The sequence below is a fragment of the Methanosarcina sp. DH2 genome, from assembly GCF_020804225.1.
GTDB lineage: Archaea > Halobacteriota > Methanosarcinia > Methanosarcinales > Methanosarcinaceae > Methanosarcina.
This window is the reverse complement of the sequence record NZ_WJBI01000016.1, coordinates 1-15,338: the sequence shown is the minus strand read 5'-3', so window position 1 is coordinate 15,338 and position 15,338 is coordinate 1. Positions and strand designations below refer to the sequence as shown.

Genomic DNA, 15,338 nt, shown 5'->3' with positions numbered 1-15,338 from the left:
GAATCCAGAGAAAGGGGCAGTTTTTTACTGCTCCTTTTTTAAAGTTCAGTCAGAAAATATTTAAGCCTGAAAGCCTGTTTTCCGGCCTCTCACCGGAAAAGCCATGTGAATCTCCGTTCTCTTTTTTCTTTCAGGCTTTTTCAGGTTTTTTTGAGCAATCAGGCTATTTTTGCAACAAAATCTTATAAACGAATTTATAAACGAATTTATAAATGAGTTTATAAAAGAATTTATAAAAGAATGTATTCGAATTAAATCATTATTCAGCCTTTTTTAAGGCAGTTAAGGATATCAGCAGCTTCATACTTTGTTTTTATTATTCGTGTCCTGCCTCGCTTGCCTTTGCCTGTAAAGTCCGCATCTACATAGTTTAAAGCCTGAAGCCTGTTGACCATGCCATAGAAACGGGTGTATCCGAGCTGTGTCAGCTCGTGGAAGGATTTGTAGAGTTCTCCAGCCTTAACATCATCTGTCTTTGCTATCAGTTCGAGCAGCTGTTTTTCAGAGTCTGAGAGGAGACTTATGCCCCTGCACAGATGGAGAAGCTTGGAAGCCTCGTAGGCTTTTTCCACATCTTCTGATAGGACCATACGGCTTCCCCTGCGCTCGGCATTGAAACCTGAACGTCTGAGCAGGTCGATCCCAACCCTCAAATCTCCTGTTTTTTCCACATACGATCCAATAAGTTCCAGCACTTCGTCAGAAATTACTTTCGGGTAAAAGCCGTATCTAACCCTATCCTTAAGAATGTCCAGAATCTCTGCCTCCCCATATCTCGGAAAGGATATTTCTTCAGGCAGGAAAACAGAGTTAACTCTTGAGTCCAGGCAATAAAGGTCAGATGCATCATTTACAATCCCGATAACACCTATCTTTGCTCCAGGGTATTGCTCGTGAGCTCTGAGCAGGGAATACATTACTTCATTGGCGTGTCCTTCACAACAGAGATAATTAAGGTCATCCAGCGCCACAATCAGAACTTTTTCCGACGAAATCAGGAAATTTACAACCGTTTCAAAGAGTTTCCGAAAAGCAACCCCGGAATTAGGAGGGGAAATCCCAAACAGCTGCCTGTAAATCCTGGAAATTACGGCAAAACGCGTGGAATCGATCTGGCAGTTGACCTTTACAGCTACAACACCCGGGGCATGGATCTCAACTTCTCTGAAAACCTTCATAACCGCACTGGTTTTTCCTGTTCCTGGAGGCCCAACCAACAAACAATTTAAAGGCCGCATACCACGCAGGGCTGGCCTGAGCGCAAACCTGAGCGCATTTAACTGTGAATCCCTGTGGGGAAAATATTCCGGGAGATAATCCGGCTCAAGTACCGAAAGGTCCTTAAATAGGGTTTCATCCCAGAGTAGTATATCGTTGCCTGTCAAGGAAACTTACTCCTTTTTTATTGATGTATCCTTTATGATGTATCACTTTTTGCTGCTGGATTTTCGTTACCCGATCTCTTACAATTGCTGGATACTATTGATTGAGTGCTGATCTGTAAAAGTATTTGAATGGTTGGATCTCAATAGTGCATACTGCAATTAAATATTTATGAGCTTTAAAGTTTGAACACAGGTTTTAAAAGGTCAAACTCCCGGTTTGATATAAATAAGTTAAATTTTGCTAAATATATCTATTGTTCTGTTTAAATTTTTAATAAATATGTTTTATTACGTTTTAGCTTTTTTGAATTATTACTGGTTTAATAAGCTCACCCTGAACCATTACTTTGCAGTTCAGATCATCATCCGGGAAAATTAATAATCCGGTAATATAGAACCAATCCCCGGGTAAAGAAAAAACTTATGATTTAACCCTGTTATTGTGTTTAAGACGCTTTATATTAAAGCCGCTTTAGATTAAGTTGCTTTAGATTAAGTTGCTTTAGATTAAGTTGCTTTAAATTAAAGAGCAGTATAAGATTAATGAACGAATAATTAGAGGACAACTAAAAAATATAATAGATTCCTGAGTACATATTTGAAGGTTGGCCACATATTTGAAATAAGGTTACATACTTGAAATAAGTCTACATGTTTGAAATAAGGCTATATTTGAAATAAGGCTATATTTGAAATAAGTAAGATATACTCGATATTCATAGTGGGGTGGGGAGGAAAAAAGTGGAAATAGAATCGAAATTTCTGGTACCGGAAGAGACAGATTTTAAAGCGCTTGAAAATCTCTCCAGGCTTGCCTCTTACACAATTTCTGAAGCTCAGATCCAGCTAATCGAGGACGCTTTTCTTGATACTGAAAATAAAGACATTATGGCTGCAGGGTACTACCTGAGGGTTAGAAAAGCCTCAGGAGAAAAAGGTAAATGGGTTACCATCAAAAGCCTTGGAGGTTTTGAAGGCGGAACCCACAGGAGAGAGGAACACGTCAGTTTTCTGCCCGAAGGGCTTTCCGTACTTGAGTGCCCTGACCTCCGGATCAGAAATATGATTTTCGAATTTACTTCAGGGCTTAACCTGTCTCCATTTATTACTCTTAAACAGAAAAGAATAATTCGCCAGTTAAAGCTTGAAGAAAAGCAAATAGCTGACCTCTATCTGGACAGGGTAAACCTCAAAAGCGAAAGCAGGAAAAAAACGTACAATGAATTTGAAGTTGAACTTAAAAGCGGGGGGACTATTGATGAACTTGAGGATATCCGGGATTTCCTGCTCAGTCATTACAAACTTGTAGAGAGCCCTTTTTCCAAGTTTGAAAGAGCCTGTATTTTCAGGGAGAATCTTCCGGAAAAAACTCTCTTGGACCTGAGGGAAAGAGCTGTCTGTACACAGCTGGCAAACCACAAAAACATCTACGGCAAATATGCCAAGATTCTTCTTTTAATTGATAGAGGCAGTAGTCCTGCAGAACTCAGCCTTTTACTTAAAGTTCCGGAACCGGAGATTGAAGCTTTGCTCTCGCGGTTTGAAAAAGAAAGGCTTTCAGTCTTTCCTTTCACAAAAACTAAAGAAAAACTTCCTGGGAAAATGGTATTTTATTTCCAGTCCGGAAGAGGAGGCCCGGAAAGGGGCTGGACAGAAATCGGTTACGAGGAATGGACTCCTGAAGCCCTTTTGAAGTTCTATGGAGCTGACAGAGAAAGGGCAGAAAATATAAAAAAAGGAGCTCTCGCCCTTTTTGATGGGCTTTCAGCCTATCACGGGCTCGGAAAGGAGGAAAGAGAACTGCTTGGGCTTGCAGCTCTCCTGCAGAACATTGGAAGTACTGCATCAGGGGAAGAAAAAACACTGATCAGCAGGGAGATTATTCTCACACATCCATTGAAAGACCTGAAACTTAATGAATTGAAGATGCTGGCTCTGATCACGGAACTTCAGGACTTCTCAATAAATGAGAAAAATCTCTATCTCGCGCTTGAAGAAATAAATACGTGTCTTTCTCCTGCTTTCCAGAACAAAGCCCTTACTCTTGCGGCTTTTCTCCGGACTGCCAGTACTTTAGAAACCGAAAATCAAAGGTTCTTGCCTTTCAGATTCAGACAGCTTGCTGGATCAGTTGAGATAGAACTTCTGGGACCTGATGCAGAAAAAACTGCAAAAAAGGCGGAAAAAAGAAGCGAGCTCTGGGAATATCTCTTCAGCACCGAACTACGGTTTACACAGGCCAGGGAATCTCACGAATCCGAAGGCTCAGAAAGAGCTTCAGAAAAAACACAACAACAAGAAGAAGCTGAAGAAAAGGGAGAGGGAAAAACCCAGAAAAAAATTGAGGACAAAGTTGAAAAAAAAATTGAGAGGAAAAAAAGAAAAGAAACTCAGAAATTCACCGTCAGCCCGGAAGATTCGATGGCTTTTGTTGCGCACAGGATCTTTGCATACCAGTTCTCCCAGATGCTCGCCCATGAAAAAGGAGCCCGAAAAGGAGGGGACATCGAAGAATTGCATGACATGCGCGTTGCAGTCCGCAGGCTGAGGGCGGCAGCAATAGTTTTTGATGAATACCTTGAATCCGAAAAACTGGAACCTCACCTTAAAGGACTCAGGAGAACCCTTGGTGCTCTGGGAGGAGTCCGGGACCTGGACGTTTTCCGCGAAAAAGCGGAAAATTACCTGAAAACCCTGCCTTCGGGGCATGAACATGACCTTGACCCCCTTTTTATTACACTTTCAGAGGAGAGAGAAAAAGCCAGGGAAAACATGCTTGATTACCTTGACAGTGAAAAATACAGCCGTTTTAAGAAAGACTTTTCGGAATTTCTTGATTTTCCGGAAACCTGGGCTCTCCCCACAACTACAGAGAAACATGACTCTCTGCCTCACAGGGTAAAGGATGTGCTTCCTTCGATTCTATATGCCCGTTTAGCCGACATAAATGCTTACTCAGAATGGGTGGAAGGGCCATATGTTTCGGTTGAGAGGTTACACAGGCTCAGAATTGCAGCCAAAGGGCTGCGTTATACTCTGGAGTTCTTTGAGAGCGTACTCGGGAAAGATGCTGAGACCTTAATCAAAGATTTCAAAGTTTTGCAGGACCACCTTGGAGATCTCCATGATGCAGCAGTTGCAACCGGAATGCTGGGTTCTTACCTGAGGACAGGGACCTGGGAACCTTCGGAAAATGAAAAGGTATCGAGCGAAACGCAAATTTCCCAAAGACCTGGAGGAGTGGAAGCCTACCTTGAGTACAGGGAAGAAGAACTCTTAACCCTGCTCAACACTTTTCCGGACGCCTGGGAAAAAGTCCGAACCGAAGAGTTTAGAAAGAGAATTGAAAGTTCAGTCCGAAGCCTATATGAGAGCCTCTGACAGACTTTCAATTTGCTTTAAAAATCAATTTAAATTTGAAGAAGCTCCGATTTTTGAATGAGATAAAACTCTTGAAGAAAACATTATCTTTAAAGAAAAATTTGATTTTTAAAGAAGAATTTGATTTTTAAAGGACTTCAGTCCCGTGGGACTTCCTCAACCTCGACACTTCCTTCAAAAACTAAGGGGGCACCCGCAGCCTGTTCTATAAGAACTTTGGATTGGAGAGAATACCCAAACATCTTTTTGAAGTACCTCTTCTGTTTTTCAACCTCCCAGATTTCGAGCTGACATTCCCGCTGGGCATGCATCTCAAGCACAAGGCTCTCAGTGGAGGCAATATAAAAGCGGACGTGAGAGATAACTCCTGTATGGGAACGGTCAAGCCCTTCGGCAATACGGAGCAGGGCACTGAGCAGCCTCACACTTTTCACAGCTTCTTTGCTGAGCCCTGCAAGGTTGGGATGCTTCTTTTTAGGGGTGTTTTTCCTGTGGAAATACGCAAGGTTTGAAATGATTTCGATCTCTTCAGGCTGGAAGCCAGGAAGACTGCTCTCTCTTATGAGGTGATAGGCGTGTGCCTGATGTGTATCGTATGAGAGAAATGTCCCTATGTCATGCAGGGTTGCGCCGTATTCGAGAAGCTCTCTTTCACTCTCCTGAAACTCATAGACCCCAAGAGCCTGAATGCTGTCAAAGAGTTCAAGGGCGAGTCTGGTAACTATATGGGCATGCTCCTCATCAAAGTTGCAGGCAAGGCCAAGCTGCATAATGCTGCGTTTTCTTACCGACATTTGCGTGACCATGTAAGAGAACTCACTCTTTGAAATATAATCTACGAGCAGCCCTTCCCTGAGCCCGCGCTTGCTGACCGTAATCTCTGAAAGTTCGAGCTCCTCCATGAGAGTCTCGATAATTGCAGCGCCTGCAAGAATGATGTCTGCCCTTTGAGAGTTTATCCCCGGGAATTTGCGCCTTTCTTCGAGAGATAGAGCGCACATTGCCCTGACAATTTTCTTCAGGTCTTCGTATTCCAGCTTCTCGAAGCTTTCATGGGTTGTCTTATGTAAATAAACAAAAGCGATTTTTGCAAGATTTTCGATAGTACCCGAGCTTCCAACCGCACATCCTACCCTGTACCTGGAAAGCTCTTTTATTATATCCGCACTTTTGCGCTTGATATGTGACTTGATCTGCTCATAACGCTCCTCGGAAACAGGGCCTGTTTCATCAGGAAGGAATATATTTGTCAGGCGAATTGCCCCGAGATTAAGGGAGTGAAGGAAATAACACTGGCTCTGGTCCCCCACGGATACTTCAGTGCTTCCGCCGCCGATATCAATAAAAAGAGCTTTTGAATAGCCAAGGCGGAGCCCGCTTGAGACTCCCAGGTAAATCAGACGGGCTTCTTCGGACCCTGAAATCGTGCAGACCTCAAGGTTTGATTCCTTTTTAATCATTTCAAGAAACTGGACCTTATTGCTCGCGTCCCGGGTTGCAGAGGTTGCCACCGCTATAATCTCTTCTGCCCTGTAAGCCCTTGCAAGCTCCATGAATTTTTTACAGACAACCGTTGCCCGCTCCATTGCTTTTGGCTGCAGGATCCTGTCTATAAACTCCTTTTCTCCAAGCCGCACCGTTTCCTTCTGCTTGGTCAGGGGCTGGTAAGACCCGTTGGGATTGATCCGGACCAGAAGGAGCCTGACCGAGTTAGTCCCTATATCAATAAACGCGACAACCCTGCCTTCGGAAATTTTCTCGGGTTCCATTCACAACCACCTGAAAGCCCTGCCTTTCGTTTTTCTAGAAGAATTCGAGAGCTTTATAAGCTTCACCATATCAGTTCACATTTTTATTCTATTTGATATTTGTTTTTCGGTCTCTCATTTTTCTGATTTCTATCTTTCTATATATGTAAAATTGTAAGTTCAAAAACCCTGCCCATGTGAAACTCTGGAGAGCAGTATAAAAGCTTTAAGTAAAACTTCAGGTAGAAAAAGATAACATAACAAACCAAAGAAAGGAAAAATAAAAAGGGGGAAGAAAAGAGAAAAAAGAGAGGAAAGGAAGAAATAAAGAGAAAAAAGAAGAGAAAAACAACAAAGGAAGGAAAATAAAAAGGAGAAAAGGAAGAAATAAAGAGAAAAAGAAGAGAGAAATTAAAAAAGGAGAAAAGGAAGAAATAAAGAGAAAAAGAGGAGGGAAATCAAAAAAGAAGGAAAAAGAAAAAAGAAAATGAAAGTCTTCTTTAGCTTTTTTCCGTTTTAAGCTCCCAGGCTTCTCTGTTCTCAAGCATCCAGAGCTGAGAATCCAGTTCTTCTTCTTCGGGCTGCGGGTAAATCCTTTCAGTCCTGCCGTTAGGGAGGAGAAGGCGGGCTTTTATGTTATCTTTCAGATGGGTACCGAGGATGATGTCGCGAACGACAGGAATGTATTCCGAGGATACCGGAAAGAGGACTTCAACCCGGTTGTCAAGGTTGCGGGGCATAAGGTCAGCACTGCCCATAAAGATCTCTTCTTTTCCACCGTTCCTGAAGTAGTATACCCTTGAGTGCTCGAGAAAACGCCCGACTATGGAAATGACTCTGATATTTTCGCTCAACCCGTAAATGCCAGGCCTGAGGCAGCAGATGCCCCTGACAATGAGGTCTACCTTTACTCCAATCCGTGAAGCCCTGTAAAGTTCCCTGATGCACTGGTAATCCACAAGGGAATTCATCTTGAAGAGCAGGTGACCATCCCCAAATTTCTCGTGCATATCAATCTCGCGCCTGATGCGTTCAAGGATCTGATGCCTCATATTTTGTGGAGCTACCAGGAGCTTGATATAATGGTCCTTCCTTGAATACCCTGTAAGGGCATTGAAAAGGTCAGATATATCTTTGCCTATGAATGAGTCGCTTGTGAGGTAGCCGAAGTCGGTATAGAGCTTTCCTGTGACAGCATTATAGTTTCCCGTGCTCATATGAACGTAGTACCTGATGCCTCCTTCTTTTTCGGCTCTTACAATCAGGCACATCTTGGCATGGGTTTTGCGTCCTGGAAAGCCGTAGGCTACATGAACACCTTTACGTTCGAGTTCCTTTGCCCAGCCAATGTTATTCTCTTCGTCAAAACGGGCTTTAAGTTCAACAAGGACTACAACCTGCTTGTTCCGGTCCGCAGCTTTCATAAGAGCCTGGATAATCCTGGAATTATCATCTACCCTGTATAATGTCATTTTGATCGCCAGGACATCAGGATCATCAGCGGCTTCTTCCACCAGATCGGTTACCGATTCAAAACTGTCATAAGGATGGTAGAGAAGGATATCTTTCTTTTTTAAGGCTGCAAAAATGTTTTCTTTATCAGCCATCCGAGAATGTTTACTCGGCTTAAAAGGTTCGTATTTAAGCTCAGGGCGGTTAATTTGAGCAAGCTTCATAAGGCTTGAGAGGCCCAGAGGCGATGCTGACCTGAACATAAGAGGAGAGGTTAGCTCCAGGTTCTTAAGGAGGATATTAGAGACTCTATCAGGCATCGTATAATCGGTTTCAAGCCTGACAGCAGGTCCGAAATAGTTTCTGCCTACCCTCTGCTTAACAGCAGTCAGAAGATCTTTATCCCCATCTTCATCAAAGCCAAGATCCGCATCCCGCGTGATCCTGAATGGATAGGCTCCAAGGATGCGCTGTCCGGGGAACAGCAAATCAAGGTTTGCAGCAATCAACTGTTCGAGCCATACAAAGCGCCCTGATTTTAGTTCTTCAAAACTGGAAATTATTTTTTCCTGGCCTTCTTCGGGAACTACTATCAACCTTGTGAACATAGGAGGAATCTTGACCCTGGCAAAACGTTCTCCGTAGTCCGGGTCGTCGATAAGCACGGCAAGGTTAAGACTGAGATTTGAAATATGGGGGAAAGGATGTCCGGAATCGAAACCAAGGGGAGTCAGTAGCGGAAAAATATTTCTTTCGAAATAGTCCCTGAGTTTTTCCCGATCTTCTCCGGAAAGCTCAAAGTAATTAAGGACTTGAATTCCTTTTTCCCTTAGGGCAGGTTCGAGCACTTCATTCCAGCAGCTATCATTGAGAGGAAGCTGCCTTAGAAGTTCTTCCCGGATAACCTGCAGCTGTTCCTGAGCCAGTATGTCTGTACGGTCTTCTTTCGTCCCTTCTGTAATACGTTTCTGGACTCCGGAAACCCTGACCATGAAGAACTCGTCAAGGTTGCTCCCAAAGATTGAAAGAAACTTGACTCTCTCAAGCAAAGGATTGCGTTCATCCAGAGCTTCTTCAAGTACTCTGTCGTTGAACTGTAGCCAGCTGTATTCCCGGTCCGCATAAAGACACGGGTCGCTCAGGTCAGGCATGCCTGATATTTCAACCCGGAGCCCATCAACACTATCCGTAACCAATCTATCAAAATCTGCACACTGAATTGGGAAGTTCCGCTCCATTCCTATCACGCGTGGCCTGGGTTTTGTGTTTGTTCAGATCCATCCTCAAAAATATAAGAAGATCGAAATATAAGATTTTTGCCTGTTTTATTATTTGACATTATTACCAGATGTTTGTTCAGTATAATTATAAGGGTTGAAAAGAAGACAGCTTCGAATCCACTCAACAGCCAAAATAGTCAGTTTTCGGGAAAATTTTCCCTGAACTGCGTATCAACCCTTTCAATAACCATTTAGCCGGCTGGAGTTTTCAGTTTCCTATCCAAGGTAGGGCACATCTTCTTATAAAGTGATCGGAGATGCATTGACACTAAGACGTATATAGACTTTTGGATTAACAGAAATGTAAGAACTGTCCGAAACCTTAGCCAACTCACTACTATTTATTGATATATAGTACTAAAGATTTATAATATTATCTCTTAGAAAACAGAAAAAAATAAACAAAAAAAGAATATAGGGTATTTACAAAAACGGAAATAACAGATATTATCAGGAAAAGCCGTAAAAATAGCAGAAAATGCTTCATTTGCTCGAGATCAAGTTATTTTGAAAGAAATTTAGAAATTATCCTGATAGTGGAACATGAAATATAAATCTATATAAATTATAGATTTTAACTTTAAAAAAGTCCGTTAAGATTTAAAAGTCCGTTAAGATTCAAATTGCTTTTTAACTTTTAAATTTGTCTTTTAAATGGGCATAAAACTCCTGCTCTTTTCCCGTGGTCTTCCTCAGCAATCTTTCCACAATTAACTCGGGAGTGCTTCTTGCCACGCGATTGTATACAGGGTTTCGGTTTACTATCAGTTCCAGGCTGGAATCCAGACCCTCGGCCTCTATTCCGTCCACCCTGATATCTGTCCCGGTATTTTCAAGAATCAGTTCCGAAAGGTGGGAGACAAAAACCCCAAGGCTCTCTTCGCTCCGGGCGAGGTATTCAAGAATCCCTGCTATGATTCGGGCTGAAGCTCCTGGTTCGGTAATTGATTCCAGCTCATCGGCAAGCACAAGTTTTCCGGAAGCTTCGGAAAGCACCGAAAATTGCTTGAGGGTGGTTTCAAAGGCTCCTGCATCAAGAGTCCCTTTTGACTTCCCGAAGTAATAAAGCTCTTCTACAGACCCCAGCTCAAGTCTTTTTGCAGGGACAGGAAATCCCATATGCCCGAGGATTACGCACTGAGCTAACAGTTCAAGCAGGGAGGTTTTGCCTCCAGAATTCACACCGCTCAAAAGCACAACCCGGCTTTCCAGACCTTCCGGTGAAAAGCTTGTTCTCCCGATGGAATAACTGACAGGGTCAATCTCTCCGTACCTGGCTTTCAGGAAAAGGTTTTCTCCCTTTTCAAAACCAATTCCGGCTTCAGGGACTGTCTCCGGCATGTTTAGCCGGAATTGCGCGGCAAAGCAGGCTATGGAAAAACCAAGGTCAAAGTCAAGGACCTTCCTGACAAGCCTTTCTACAGGCTGGCGGAAGATTGAGAGACCTTTTGCAAGTTCCCTTTTGCGGGAAAGCCTTACTTTTCCGAGGGACATATTCAATTTTTGCCTGAAAAGCTGCAGCTGAGCCTGTTCTGCCTTGAGGGGATAAGAGATTTCGTCGGAAAAAAGGGAGTCAAGCATCAGTTTTTCCTGTTTCTGGAAATTGAGCTTTTCTGCAAGTTCCTCTTTCACAGCTTCAATCTCACCCGTATAGACCCTATGAAGTTCTTTTGCAAGCAGATCTTTAATTTCCATTCCCCCACTCACAAGCTTTATGAGTTCCTGCCCGCTCAGGGTAAGGGAGCTTGCTTCGAGAGTCCGGTTCATACGCTGGTTTGCCTCGTTTAAGGCAAAGGTCAGTACGGGATCGAGGTTTTTCAGGGCAGCCCCAAGCCTGTCAAGTTCGGGATCAAAACCTTCAGCAGGCTTTTCATTATCTCCCACTTTTAGGAGGGCTGTTTTAAGAGCCTCAAGATCTTCTTCTGAGAGTTCCTCAAAGAAATCGAAGCCTGCAGACCGCAGAGTTGATGCTATATTCAGACATGCAAGAATGCAGTCCAGGTTTCTTGCAAAAAAAGCCAGCTCTACTTCTGGCAGGATCTGCCAGAATTCCGCTCTTGAAGGGTCCTGGAAGAACTCGGGCTCAAGGTCTTCAGGAAGGTCAAAGCTAAGATAAGTATCATCAAAAACAATCACGTTAGAGTAACCTCTCGCGAGATCTACGAACTCGGAAAAATTCTCTACTGCCTGGATAGGTAAAAATGCCTGAAATCTTTCCTTAGCTGCGTCCAGAATTTTCTGGTCCCCGGAAAGGATAATCCTGTCTCTTACCCTCAAGTTTCCAGGTATCGACCTGAGCTTTTTCACACTGGAAAGGAGATTCAGAAACACCGTATCCGCAGAGAGGACGTCCGCCAGCTCCAGATACTCTCCTACAAAAGCCCTCCTCTCCTGAATAAGGTCCATGCGGGATGCAGGAAACGGGTAAAAGAGGTCCAGCTTGTCCCTCGCATGCGAAGTGTGAGCAAACGTTTTTATCAGCTCAAGCAGGCGAGAGTACAGGTCAAGGGCTTCTTTTGTTTTCAGAAAATCTGAAATTGCACACCCTTCAGCCCGAGCCCTGACATCCCTGGCAAGAGAAAGGGCAAACGCATGACTGACCCCGTTGACCTCAGAAAGCGAAGCTATATCTCCTTCAAGGATTGCCTGGAGAGCTGTGTCCTCGCTCCCGAAGTGCTCGACAAGCCTGCCGGCTACTCGCTCACCTATTCCATGAAGTTCCCGTAATCCTGAGAGTTGCTGAGAAGATGCCATATTCAAAACACTTTTAATCAGATTAATTGAGTTCAGGGTTAAAACCGTATTTTTGTATTTTTTTATTTCAGGAGAAGAGCAAGTTCTTTTTCAAGGTAGAGACGCATGGAAGCTGTATATCCGTGCGCTTCTTCAGTAGCATTATACATTGCCTTTGGCTCTTTTGCAAGGTCAAAAGTCCTGAGTGCCAGTTCGTGGGAGATTACAGTATCATTAAAAGAGTGTATCAGCACAAGCCTTGAAGGCGGCAGAGCACTCAGATAAGTGTCCGGGTCAATTGAACGGTAGAACCGATAAGCTTCAGAGTCAGCTACCCCGGCAGAACCAATCTCTTCAGTGCCGTACCCTGAAGTGCTGATTCCTATAACTCCTCTAAGGGAAGGATCAAGGGCGCAGACAATAATTGCAAATCTGCCGCCATTACTTTCCCCGAGGATCGCAAGTCTTTCGGAATCTATTTCCGGCTGGATGGAAAGTACGTCTGCGGCTTTGAGGGCGTCATAAACCATAAGGTATTCAACAGGTTCAAGACCTGCCCTGAAAAGTTCGAGGTCTTTTTCAACATTTACTGAACCCTGATTGCGCTGGTCAAGGGTAAGGGTTGCATATCCCATTTTAGAGAGCTCTGCAGCCAGTCCCTGTTCACCTTCTTTGCTAACTCCTGCTCCCGGAAGCAGAACGATGCCAGGGGGAGAAGGGCTTGCAGGAATCCTCAATAGCGCCTGGACTTTTTCGCCATTGCTCTCAAAAGATACCATTTTTAGAATATCCGGATCTTCAGGAGAATAGAGGTCTTCAATTTCCTGAACCGTAAAAACAGGCTCTTCTCTCTGGGAAAAAGATAATGTGCCTGCCTCCGAAATCTCCCACGGAAGAGTTTCTTTTATGGAATTGGAAGGATTATACAGGACCCCGAAGATACCCACGACTATCAGGAGAAAGCCCAGGAGAAAAATTGCGGGTTTCGAAGTTCTGGAGCCTGAAGAAAGTCTCTTCGTATTTTTGATCTCTTTTTTTCCAGAACTATGACTGCTCAAGGGAACCCTGCCAGAAAACTGTAGTTACGGCCAGAAGCCGTTTACAGCACTTAAGAATAATACTGCTATGCCGGCAAGGGCGCCGACAATCAGCACTGTTTTGGGCTGAATATGAACCGCGTTTTTGTCAGCTTCGTAGTAGCGCATGAGCCCTGCTGAGGACTGAAGTCCGGAACCTGATTTTTTAGCCATAAGTAAAACACCTTTACGAATGCAATGTGATGTTGATTAATTGATTAAAAGCTGCGTTCTTGATTGGAAATTGAGTTCAATTAGAAATTTGATTTAATATTTATATTCGCAATATCAATATTCGGTATCAATATTAAGTTTCAATGTCCGACATTAATATTCGTTGTTGGTAAATCTGTAATAATTAATCTGTAATAATTAATCTGTAATAATTAATCTGTAATAATTAATCTGTAATAATTATACGGAATATTATTTTTGGAATATTTGTTTTTGAAATATTATCTTGAGATTAGGAAATATAACTTAACTATAAATTTATCGCTTGTTTTGAATTATTCATTAATTTGAATTACTCATTAGATAGTTACCAGATAATTTACAGTTTTCATATAATTTACATTTCTCATATATAAATCCTGCAGAGCTATTCAGGATAAGTCTTATTCTGATAAGTCCTGCGCCAGGAAATGAAGCCTGTAATCTTAAGAATCCGAAAAATCAGGGACGAAGGACTCAGACGAGAACCTCATCCAGCAGGAAAGGCGGATAAAATACGCCTCTTTCAGTGATTACTGCAGTCACGTTTTCCATGGGAGTTGCATCAAAAGCAGGGTTGTAAACCTCAACATCTCTCGGGGCAAGCTGTTCACAGCCTGAGAACCGCAGTTCGTCAGGATTTCGCATTTCAATCTTTACACTTCCTTCCCAGCCTTTGAAATCGAATGTAGAAACCGGGGCTGCCACGTAAAAAGGAATTTCATGCTCTTTTGCAAGGATAGAGTGGGTATAGGTACCTATCTTGTTAAAAACAACATCCTGGGTAATTCTGTCAGCTCCTACGAGCACGCTGTTTACAAGTCCCTGGCGCATTGCCCAGCCAGCCATGGAATCTGCAATAAGGGTTACAGGGATTTTGTCCTGCATGAGTTCCCAGGCAGTGATCCTGCTCCCCTGGTTCAGAGGTCTTGTCTCGCAGGCAATAACTTTGATATTTTTGCCATCGGCAATAGCCGAACGTACAACTCCGAGAGCTGTACCCCAATCAACACAGGCAAGCCTTCCTGCATTGCAGTGTGTGAGTACGGTATCTCCATCTTTCAGGAATTTTGCTCCGTATTTGCCTATCAACTTATTGGTTTCGATATCCTCTTCTGCAATATCCCTGGCTTCCTGGAGCGTGATATCCCGCACTCCTTGAACATCGAAGGCATCCGAAATTGCTTTTAAGACCCTGTCCACACCCCATGCAAGGTTTACGGCCGTAGGGCGGGTTAATTTAAGTGTTTTTGCCGCAGCCTCGAGGTCTCTGGTTATGGATTCGATATTTTTTGCCCCGCTAAGGGAAGCTGCCAGGGCAATTCCAAAGCCTCCTGCAGCACCGAGTGCAGGCGCACCCCTGATCCTGAGAGATTTTATAGCCTCACATAGTGAACTCAGGGTTTTGCACTCTATTACTCTGTACTCTTGCGGGAGTAAGGTCTGGTCTACCAGAACCACAGAATTGGACTCTTCGTTCCAGTCAATTGTCCTCATTAAATCACTTTCCGATGTGAACATCAGGTTCTGCCGGAAAATCTTCCGACTTCTATTTCAAGCAACCCATCCGGTGAACTACCCCTCCCTAAAGCTCTGGCCTAATGGCTCAAGCTTTTGGGAGTTGCTTCCTGCTTCATTCTCCAGAGCAACCTCTGCGAGTCCACAGGCTCTACCTCTTGTCCCAAGAGTGCAAATTTTTTGATATTAATAGCGGCATTAATGTCTCGATCGTGGTTAGTTCGGCAATCGGGACACTGCCACTCTCTTATTTCTTCAGTTAGATCTTGATATTTGTATCCACAAATGTTACAGGTCTTTGATGAAGGTTCCCATTGTCCTATCTTCAATATAGTTTTTCCTAACCATTCTGCTTTATACTGTAATTTCAGGACAAAACTATACCAACCTGCATCTCCGGTTGATTGAGCACGATTGTGGTTTTTCATCATTCCCTTGATATTCAATGTCTCAACAGCTATTGCTTGGTTATYGCTTATGAGCTTTTTTGAGACATTGTGTTGGAAGTCATGTCTTTGAGTTGAGATTAGTTCGTGCAGTTTAGCAAGCTTA

General features: G+C 43.4%; 9 protein-coding genes. 1 reads left to right on the top strand and 8 read right to left on the bottom strand.

What is annotated here, in order from left to right:
* Positions 1 to 263: 263 nt before the first annotated feature.
* The gene (locus FXV91_RS15515; protein ID WP_229391589.1) at positions 264 to 1,385 is read right to left on the bottom strand and encodes an ORC1-type DNA replication protein; all 1,122 of its coding nucleotides are present in this window, start codon (positions 1,383 to 1,385) and stop codon (positions 264 to 266) included.
* Between the two features lie 741 nt (positions 1,386 to 2,126).
* On the opposite strand from FXV91_RS15515, the gene FXV91_RS20285 reads away from it, so the two are divergent.
* Complete coding sequence (locus tag FXV91_RS20285; RefSeq protein WP_229391588.1) at positions 2,127 to 4,766, top strand: CHAD domain-containing protein; 2,640 nt, start codon at positions 2,127 to 2,129, stop codon at positions 4,764 to 4,766.
* 137 nt (positions 4,767 to 4,903) lie between these two features.
* Here FXV91_RS20285 and FXV91_RS15505 read toward each other — a convergent pair whose 3' ends face one another.
* From FXV91_RS15505 to FXV91_RS15475, 7 genes are all read right to left on the bottom strand, one after another.
* Positions 4,904 to 6,535: a Ppx/GppA phosphatase family protein gene (locus FXV91_RS15505; protein ID WP_229391587.1), complete on the bottom strand. Its 1,632-nt coding sequence runs from the start codon at positions 6,533 to 6,535 to the stop codon at positions 4,904 to 4,906.
* Positions 6,536 to 7,014: 479 nt separating this feature from the next.
* Positions 7,015 to 9,204: a polyphosphate kinase 1 gene (gene ppk1, locus FXV91_RS15500; protein ID WP_229391697.1), complete on the bottom strand. Its 2,190-nt coding sequence runs from the start codon at positions 9,202 to 9,204 to the stop codon at positions 7,015 to 7,017.
* Between the two features lie 672 nt (positions 9,205 to 9,876).
* The gene (locus FXV91_RS15495) at positions 9,877 to 12,000 is read right to left on the bottom strand and encodes an endonuclease MutS2 (RefSeq protein ID WP_229391586.1); all 2,124 of its coding nucleotides are present in this window, start codon (positions 11,998 to 12,000) and stop codon (positions 9,877 to 9,879) included.
* A gap of 62 nt (positions 12,001 to 12,062) precedes the next feature.
* The gene (locus tag FXV91_RS15490) at positions 12,063 to 13,037 is read right to left on the bottom strand and encodes an acetylxylan esterase (protein WP_229391585.1); all 975 of its coding nucleotides are present in this window, start codon (positions 13,035 to 13,037) and stop codon (positions 12,063 to 12,065) included.
* 24 nt (positions 13,038 to 13,061) lie between these two features.
* Positions 13,062 to 13,229, bottom strand: coding sequence for a preprotein translocase subunit Sec61beta (locus FXV91_RS15485; protein ID WP_229391584.1), 168 nt, complete (start codon positions 13,227 to 13,229; stop codon positions 13,062 to 13,064).
* A gap of 516 nt (positions 13,230 to 13,745) precedes the next feature.
* Complete coding sequence (locus FXV91_RS15480; RefSeq protein WP_229391696.1) at positions 13,746 to 14,765, bottom strand: S-methyl-5-thioribose-1-phosphate isomerase; 1,020 nt, start codon at positions 14,763 to 14,765, stop codon at positions 13,746 to 13,748.
* Positions 14,766 to 14,866: 101 nt separating this feature from the next.
* The coding region (locus tag FXV91_RS15475; RefSeq protein WP_229391583.1) for a transposase at positions 14,867 to 15,338 on the bottom strand (472 nt) is incomplete at its 5' end.